Annotated in this window: 6 protein-coding genes and 2 tRNA genes; 1 reads left to right on the top strand and 7 read right to left on the bottom strand. The window is 41.5% G+C overall.

Translation table 11 applies throughout. The annotated features are described in order from the left end of the window. Positions 1 to 32: 32 nt before the first annotated feature. From radC to gyrA, 4 genes are all read right to left on the bottom strand, one after another. Positions 33 to 716: a RadC family protein gene (radC, locus tag HMPREF2926_RS00960; RefSeq protein WP_045759397.1), complete on the bottom strand. Its 684-nt coding sequence runs from the start codon at positions 714 to 716 to the stop codon at positions 33 to 35. Positions 717 to 770: 54 nt separating this feature from the next. Beyond that, a complete protein-coding gene (locus HMPREF2926_RS00955) occupies positions 771 to 1,049 on the bottom strand; it encodes a hypothetical protein (RefSeq protein WP_003003299.1) in 279 nt (92 codons plus the stop codon). Positions 1,050 to 1,218: 169 nt separating this feature from the next. Continuing rightward, complete coding sequence (locus HMPREF2926_RS00950) at positions 1,219 to 1,962, bottom strand: class A sortase (protein ID WP_070586167.1); 744 nt, start codon at positions 1,960 to 1,962, stop codon at positions 1,219 to 1,221. A gap of 13 nt (positions 1,963 to 1,975) precedes the next feature. Continuing rightward, entirely contained in the window at positions 1,976 to 4,432 is a 2,457-nt protein-coding gene (gyrA, locus tag HMPREF2926_RS00945; RefSeq protein WP_070586166.1) for a DNA gyrase subunit A, read from the bottom strand. Between the two features lie 197 nt (positions 4,433 to 4,629). Here gyrA and HMPREF2926_RS00940 point away from each other — a divergent pair, with 197 nt between their 5' ends. Continuing rightward, on the top strand, positions 4,630 to 5,616 hold the full coding sequence (locus tag HMPREF2926_RS00940) for an L-lactate dehydrogenase (RefSeq protein ID WP_070586165.1): 987 nt from the start codon (positions 4,630 to 4,632) through the stop codon (positions 5,614 to 5,616). 95 nt (positions 5,617 to 5,711) lie between these two features. Here HMPREF2926_RS00940 and HMPREF2926_RS00935 read toward each other — a convergent pair. From HMPREF2926_RS00935 to HMPREF2926_RS00925, 3 genes are all read right to left on the bottom strand, one after another. After that, positions 5,712 to 5,783, bottom strand: a tRNA-Arg gene (locus HMPREF2926_RS00935). A 231-nt stretch (positions 5,784 to 6,014) separates the two neighbouring features. Further along, a complete protein-coding gene (gene rpsA / locus HMPREF2926_RS00930; RefSeq protein WP_003011990.1) occupies positions 6,015 to 7,214 on the bottom strand; it encodes a 30S ribosomal protein S1 in 1,200 nt (399 codons plus the stop codon). A gap of 168 nt (positions 7,215 to 7,382) precedes the next feature. Further along, positions 7,383 to 7,454 (bottom strand) — tRNA-Gln (locus tag HMPREF2926_RS00925). Positions 7,455 to 7,541 lie beyond the last annotated feature (87 nt).

The raw sequence follows: 7,541 nt of genomic DNA, 5'->3' as shown, positions 1-7,541 counted from the left end.
ACGAATTACTGATTTCTGTCCCACTCTCTTTTTTATACCAAATAATCTGTCTCTTCACGGTAACTATAATAGTTTTCTTCAGATACAATCAAGTGATCCAATAGGGTTAAACCCATCACTTCACAGGCCTCTAAAACTCGTTGCGTTACTTCATCATCATTTTTACTGGGAAATACGGCACCAGATGGATGATTGTGAGCCAAGATGATAGAGGTTGCCATGTGCTTCAGTGCATAATGCAGGATTTCACGTGGCTCCGCAATACTTCGATTCACGGTTCCAATAAAAATGGTCTGCTGATGAATAATTTCATTCTGCGTATTTAAATAGAGGGCAACCAGGTGCTCCTGTTTCTTATGGCCGATTTCCTGTTGAATTTTATGGGCCAATTTCTGGCTGCTCATGATCTGTTCAGAACTCATCAATTCGTCTTTATGAATCCTTCGTCCAAACTCAATCACAGCCTGAAGTTCGATGGCCTTCACCCGGCCAATACCTGAGATTTCCTGTAGCTCCTCTAGGGTTAATTGACTTAACTCCTTTAAACTATTAACCGAACTCAAAAGACCTTGTGCAATCTCATAAACGCTTTTTTTCTTATTGCCTGTCCGTAAGAGAATGGATAGCAATTCTTGATGACTCAGCTTATCTACCCCTTCAGAAACCAAACGTTCTCTAGGAAGCAAAGATGGTTCAATAAATGATATGTCGTACATAATTTCCTCCTCACTTATTAATTCGTAATAAATGGAGAAAACGACAACCTTTCATTATTTACAGGCGATTTCTTGCTTCAAATCATCTAACACTAAGACTTCATCTTTATTAAAGCGGATCTGGTAACCTGTTTGAACTTGTTCAAGCTCTTTTAAAAACTGTTGAATTTCACAGCGAATCAAGTACTCCTGGCTCTGAGGAATGGCCTCTAAAGCTTGGTAGACCTGCTCTACTTCATAGATTCCTTTCGTAATTAAACCATTTCGTGGAAAATCGTTTACTAAGAGATTATAGAAATGATGCAAGAGATGATAAATTCGCTCTTTTGTCACTATTCTACCTCCTTATCATACTCTTTCCCCTTTATTATATACTGATTTTCCCTTAATATTATGACAAGTTCCTTACATTATATTACCAATCTCTTACAATTTTACAAGAATTTCTCCTAGCTTCCTACATAGAAAAAGCCCAGACATTTCTGTCTCGGGCTTTATTTTCTTAAAGTTGCATTTGATTATAAGACTTGCTGAATGAATCCAGGATGTCTTTTGGAGCCTTGTCATAGTCAACAGAGGTTTCCAAATTTCCTTTTACAATCGTACGGTAAGTCGCTGCAGCATCCTCACAGGTCACCAAGGTGATCTCATTAACGCCTTCACGATCTTGAATAACATCTACACGGTCTGGAGTCACTGTCTCAACAGACGAGATGACATATGTATAGATTTTTTCTTTGTCCGTGATGTAGATCTTCATTCCTGCCTTGGCTTTCTCTAATGGTGAGAATAACATGGCATTTGCTCCAGTTAGGCCAAATACATGGTGACTAGCAAGAGAATAATTGCCTTGTCCCATGATTTGGTTTTCCTTCATGGTCCCTGCTCCGTAGTAAAGGGCTACATTTTCAAGTCCCTTAAAGATCGGAAGGTTCATGTTTAATTCAGGAATCGAAATCCCCCCAATTACTGGTAGTTTTTGAGCTTGCCATTGGGCATTGATGACTGCTTCCGTCGAAAGTGACTGAACATGTTGGAAATCAAAGCTCGTCTTCACTTCTTTATTCTTATCAATGGTTTTTTTATCGACCTTGCTAACCTGGTATTGGTTGGTATGCCAAACCATAATCATGTTTCGGATCGGAGCATTGAAAATCAAGAGAAGCGAGAGAATAATCAAAAGTGTTGCAACGATGTTGATAAGAGTATTGCGTAAACTCTTTTTCTTTTTTCTTTTGCGTGACATGCTGTCCCCTTATCTATTCGTTTTCTTCCACTACTTCTTCATCTTTTTCTTCGGGTTGGACTGTTGTAAAGGTCACAATTTTCGCATCCTGATCCAGTCTCATGACTTTCACACCCTGAGTTGACCGACCCGTTTGAGAGATATTTCCAACACTTGTACGGATCATGACTCCGGTATCGGTAATGATCATCAGATCTTCATCCCCTTTAACGGTTAAAAGACCAGCTAAGGGACCATTTTTCTCTGTGATATTGGCTGTCTTGATTCCTTTACCACCACGGCCTTTGGTTGGATATTCGCCAGCCATTGTCCGCTTACCATACCCTTTTTCGGTGATGATCAATACTTCATCTTGATCCGTAACGACGCTAGCCCCAACAACCTTATCTTCTTCGCGGAGATTCACACCACGTACACCAGTGGCAGAACGTCCCATATTGCGGACTACAGACTCATTAAAGCGGACAGAATAACCATACTTGGTACCGATAATGACGTCAGCATTGCCATCTGTAAGGAAGACATTGATCAATTCATCCTCATCGCGCAGATTCAGAGCTTTGAGACCGTTCTGACGAATATTTGAAAATTCAGCTACATTGGTCCGCTTGACCAAACCTTGTCGCGTCGTAAAGAAGAGATATGCTTCGTCACTGCGATCTTGCTCCACATTGATAATGGTTTGAATCGATTCACCTTCGTCCAATTTTAAGAGGTTGACGATTGGTAATCCTTTGGCTGTCCTGCCATATTCTGGAATCTCATAACCTTTCAGACGATAGACACGCCCTTTATTGGTAAAGAAGAGCAAATGATCATGAGTGCTCGTAGAGACCAGTTCACGGACAAAGTCATCATCTTTGACACCAGTTCCCTGAACACCACGTCCACCACGTTTTTGAGCCGTAAATTCCGCTTGATCCAAACGTTTGATGTAGCCTTTGTTAGAAAGGGTGATCAAGACATCTGTTTCTTCAATCAAGTCCTCATCTTCAAGAGAAAGGACTTCTCCGATCATCAACTCAGTTCGGCGAGCATCGCCAAACTTGCGTTTGACTTCTTCCAATTCTTCCTTGATGATAGTTGCCACACGTTCTGGTTTCGCCAAAATATCAGCCAAATCAGCAATCAAGGCAACCAAATCATCGTATTCACTTTGGATCTTGTCTCGTTCCAAACCGGTCAAACGACGAAGACGCATGTCCAAAATAGCTTGGCTTTGACGTTCAGAAAGCTTGAATTTAGCCATCAATTCAGCTTGTGCTTCAGCGTCTGTCTGGCTATTGCGGATAATCCGGATCACTTCATCGATGTGATCCAAGGCAATGAGCAAACCTTCCAAGATATGGGCACGTGCTTCCGCTTTTTCTTTATCAAAGATGGTCCGTCGAGTCACTACTTCTTTCTGGTGCTCGATATAAGCACCTAAAATTTGGCGAAGAGAAAGAATCTTTGGAACGCCATTTTGGATCGCTAACATATTGAATCCAAAATTGGTTTGCATTTGTGTCATCTTAAAGAGGTTGTTCAAAATAACGTTGGCCGAAGCATCTCGGCGGACCTCAATCACAAAACGAACCCCTTCACGGTTTGATTCATCCCGTACAGCTGTAATCCCTTCGATCCGTTTTTCTTGCACCAAGCGAACGATGTGCTCGTGCACCTTGGTTTTATTGACCATATAAGGGAACTCAGTGACAACAATCCGTTCACGGCCACTCTTGGTTACTTCAATCTCTGTACGAGAACGAAGAACGATTGATCCTTTTCCGGTTTCATAGGCTTTGTGGATACCTGATTTCCCCATGACCAAAGCACCTGTCGGAAAATCTGGACCAGGAAGAACTTCCATGAGTTCACGGGTCGTTACCTCAGGATTATCCATCATCAGCTTCACTGCATCAATGGTTTCTCCCAGATTGTGTGGAGGAATATTGGTTGCCATCCCAACGGCAATCCCTGTAGCACCATTAACCAGAAGGTTAGGGAAACGTGCAGGTAAGACCAAAGGTTCGCGCTCACTGGCATCATAGTTATCTACGAAATCAACTGTATTTTTATTGATATCCCGCAACATTTCAAGAGCGATCTTACTCATACGAGCTTCGGTATACCGTTGTGCAGCGGCACCATCACCGTCCATAGAACCAAAGTTTCCATGACCATCCACTAACATGTAGCGATAACTCCACCATTGCGCCATCCGCACCATGGCTTCATAAATAGAGGAATCTCCGTGTGGGTGGTATTTACCCATAACATCCCCTGTGATACGGGCTGACTTCTTATGTGGTTTATCTGGTGTAACACCTAATTCATTCATTCCATACAAAATACGACGGTGAACAGGTTTCAAACCATCACGAACATCAGGGAGGGCACGAGCAACGATAACACTCATGGCATAATCGATAAAACTCGTCTTCATTTCTGATGTTAAATTCACATCAATTAGATTCTTATCCTGCATTCAAAAAATGCCTCTCTTTACTTAATTCACCATACTATTATAACACATTTTAGGCTATTTTTCTTCTAAGGAACACAAACGTAAAAACGTTTACATCGCTGATTCATACTGTATCAGATGACAAAGATCTATAAAAGTGGTAAAATGGTTACGAATGAGAGATGATCTCAAAAAAAATGAAGGAGATGTTTAGATTCATGACTGCAACTAAACAACACAAAAAAGTTATCCTTGTCGGTGACGGTGCCGTAGGTTCATCTTATGCTTTTGCACTTGTCAACCAAGGAATTGCACAAGAGCTTGGAATTATCGAAATTCCTCAATTGCACGAAAAAGCTGTCGGAGATGCGCTTGACCTTAGCCACGCCCTTGCCTTCACTTCACCTAAAAAGATTTATGCGGCTGAGTACGCTGACTGTGCAGACGCTGACCTTGTTGTAATTACTGCAGGTGCTCCTCAAAAACCAGGTGAAACTCGCCTTGATCTTGTTGGTAAAAACCTTGCGATCAACAAATCAATCGTTACAGAAGTTGTGAAATCAGGATTTAACGGTATCTTCCTTGTAGCTGCTAACCCAGTTGACGTATTGACATACTCTACATGGAAATTCTCAGGATTCCCTAAAGAACGTGTTATCGGATCAGGTACTTCTCTTGACTCAGCTCGTTTCCGTCAAGCTTTGGCTGAAAAATTGGATGTGGACGCTCGTTCAGTACACGCCTACATCATGGGTGAACACGGTGACTCAGAATTTGCTGTATGGTCACACGCTAACATCGCTGGTGTAAACCTTGAAGAATTCCTTAAAGACACTCAAAACGTTCAAGAAACTGAATTGATTGAATTGTTTGAAGGTGTTCGTGACGCTGCTTACACTATCATCAACAAAAAAGGTGCTACATACTACGGTATCGCTGTTGCCCTTGCTCGTATCACTAAAGCAATCCTTGATGATGAAAATGCAGTACTTCCACTTTCTGTATTCCAAGAAGGTCAATATGGTGTTAGCAACGTCTTTATCGGTCAACCTGCTATCGTAGGTGCACACGGTATTGTTCGTCCAGTGAACATCCCATTGAACGATGCGGAACAACAAAAAATGAAAGCTTCTGCTGATGAATTGCAAGCAATTATCGATGAAGCATGGAAAAATCCTGAATTCCAAGAAGCATCTATCAACTAATTCAATTAGAAAAGACTCTCATACTTTGAGAGTCTTTTTTTTGAGCTATGAACATAAGATAAAAAGGCTGAGAGACTTCTCAACCTTTTCTTCTTTCCACCCTGAGGGAATCGAACCCCCATCTCAAGAACCGGAATCTTACGTGATATCCATTACACTAAGGGTGGCAACTGTTATAGTATATCAAATTCTTGAGAATTTTACAAGTCAAAAAGAGAGTGAGACAGAAATCGGTCATTCGTTAGAATTCGATTTCGTCGTCCCACCTCCGCACAGTTGAGTAGGGCTGTAAAAGCTGATGAGATCAGCGTAGTAGAGCCCACTCAACCCCTGCGTCTTGCTCGACAATCCAAAATCAATTGAGAGGCTAGGACTTTTGTCCCAGCCTCTTTTAAATATTACAATTCGATATCGCCAAACAAGTCAGCCATTGAGAATCCAGTTTGAGTTTCTGGAAGATCAAAGTCGCGTTTTTCTTGTTTTGGACGACGTGGGCGAGATTGACGTTTTTCTTGTTTTTCGCCTTCTTCTTGAGCTGGACGTTCTTCAAGAGCTTTGATAGAAAGTGATACACGTTCATCCGCAGCATTTACTTCAAGAACTTTAACAGTTACTTCTTGTCCAACTTTAAGAACATCTTTTGGATTTTCAACACGTTTGTGTGAAATTTGTGAGATGTGTACAAGTCCGTCGATACCTGGCAATACTTCAACGAATGCACCGAAGTCAGTCAAACGTTTAACAGTTCCTTCGATAACATCACCAGCAGCCAATTTTTGTTCAACGCCATCCCAAGGTCCAGGTGTTGTAGCTTTCAATGAAAGTGATACACGACCTTCTTCTTCGTTCAAGTCAAGAACTTTCACTTGGATTTCTTCACCAACAGTTACAACTGATTTAGGTGATACGTTGCGTTCGTGTGACAATTCTGTCAAGTGAACCAATCCATCAACACCACCAAGGTCGATGAAGGCACCGAAGCTTGTGATACGTGCAACTTTACCAGTTACGACATCACCAACGTTCAATTTACCAAATACTTCTGCGCGTGCTGCAGCTGATTCAGCTTCAACAACTTCACGACGTGAAAGGATAAAGCGGTTTTCTTTTGGATCTACTTCTTTGATTTTAGCATCAAATTCTTGACCTACGAAACGTTCAGTGTTACGTACAAAACGAGTATCAAGCATTGAAGCTGGAATAAATCCACGAAGTCCTTCAAATTCTACTGAAAGTCCGCCCTTAACAGCGCGAGTTCCTTTAACAGTAACAACTTCTTCTTCACGTCCAACCAATTTGTCCCATGCTTTGCGAGCTTCCAAACGTTTTTTAGATACAAGGTAAGTTACTGTATCAGTATCTTTACCAACTACTTGACGAAGAACAAGCAATTCAAGTGTTTCACCTGGTTTTACCAAGTCGTTGATGTCAGCATCACGATCGTTTGTCAATTCGCGAAGAGTCAAGACACCTTCGACACCAGTTCCAGAGATTGCAACGTTAGCTTGGTTCGCGTCAACTGTCAATACTTCAGCAGTAACAACGTCACCTGGTTCAACTTGGCTAACACTGTTTAGCAAATCTTCAAATTCATTCATCTAAAAAATCCTCCAACAATCAAGTTTTCTAAAACTTGACATACTTATAATTATTTTTCCTAAGCAAGCACTCGCAATGAGATCAACTACAATCTTTAACGACTCATCCAATAAAGAAATAAAATACCTGGATAGATATTTTATCACTTATCTGATATTACCTAAGAACTGGGGTAGCTGGATTCGAACCAACGCATGAGGGAGTCAAAGTCCCTTGCCTTACCGCTTGGCTATACCCCAAAAAGAGCGCTGACATCAGTCACTTTATCATCGTCACAATGAACGCTAATGGAGAGAGAGGGATTCGAACCCCCGAACCCGAAGGAG

The sequence above is a fragment of the Streptococcus sp. HMSC078D09 genome, from assembly GCF_001813675.1.
GTDB lineage: Bacteria > Bacillota > Bacilli > Lactobacillales > Streptococcaceae > Streptococcus.
This window is presented reverse-complemented; position numbering and strand designations above follow the sequence as displayed.

Bases quoted from the DNA above. Each gene is read 5' to 3' on its own strand.
- radC (WP_045759397.1), bottom strand. From the start codon at position 716: ATGTACGACATATCATTTATTGAACCATCTTTGCTTCCTAGAGAACGT.
- HMPREF2926_RS00950 (WP_070586167.1), bottom strand. From the start codon at position 1,962: ATGTCACGCAAAAGAAAAAAGAAAAAGAGTTTACGCAATACTCTTATC.
- gyrA (WP_070586166.1), bottom strand. From the start codon at position 4,432: ATGCAGGATAAGAATCTAATTGATGTGAATTTAACATCAGAAATGAAG.
- HMPREF2926_RS00940 (WP_070586165.1), top strand. From the start codon at position 4,630: ATGACTGCAACTAAACAACACAAAAAAGTTATCCTTGTCGGTGACGGT.
- rpsA (WP_003011990.1), bottom strand. From the start codon at position 7,214: ATGAATGAATTTGAAGATTTGCTAAACAGTGTTAGCCAAGTTGAACCA.